1 protein-coding gene is annotated in these 580 nt (G+C 45.0%); it reads right to left on the bottom strand.

Going from position 1 to position 580, the window contains the following annotated elements; genetic code table 11:
* Positions 1 to 507: transposase family protein (locus E4U82_RS19680; RefSeq protein WP_167751519.1), on the bottom strand; the 507-nt coding region annotated here is incomplete at its 3' end.
* Between the last annotated feature and the right edge of the window lie 73 nt (positions 508 to 580).

Genomic DNA, 580 nt, shown 5'->3' with positions numbered 1-580 from the left:
AAAATCATCAATGCCCAGCACCAGCCGGTCACGTTCTATCGCATCTTGGATACACGTTGCTTGTGTGCGCTCTCTGTCTGCCTGAAGCCCATTTTTATAATATCTTTCCGCTGTTGTATAAGGAACGGCCTGGAAGCCGGCAATCGCCTTGACTGTGTTGCCATGTCCCTGTTGGATCAATTGGTTTTGCAGAGCATGGCTATAGGTTTCTTTCGGCCCCACAAATTCGTATTGCCAAACAAAGTGGGCATCACACTGCTTGCATGTCATATTAATCGATGGAGCCACTAGAATGGTCCGCCATGCCATCAGTGGTAAGTGGCGGATTCGGCGATGATAAGGGATACCATTCCGTTTTACGCGGGAGCTGCCACAACAAGGGCAATCCTGCACAGATTGGACAGGTTCAACAAGGAAATAGACGATTCCTTGATCATCTTCAAATGACAAGTCTTTAACACGGACCTCTGGAATATTAACCAATTTGTTGATATAGTGAAAATACACCTGTAACACCTCGCTATTGTGGTTTTGTGCATATTTTCACTATAGTAGGGTTACGGGTGTTTTTTCATTTATT

The organism is Lentibacillus salicampi, assembly GCF_004565465.1.
GTDB lineage: Bacteria > Bacillota > Bacilli > Bacillales > Amphibacillaceae > Lentibacillus > Lentibacillus salicampi.
The sequence above is the reverse complement of the archived record's forward strand: the minus strand, read 5'-3'. Positions and strand labels throughout refer to the sequence as shown.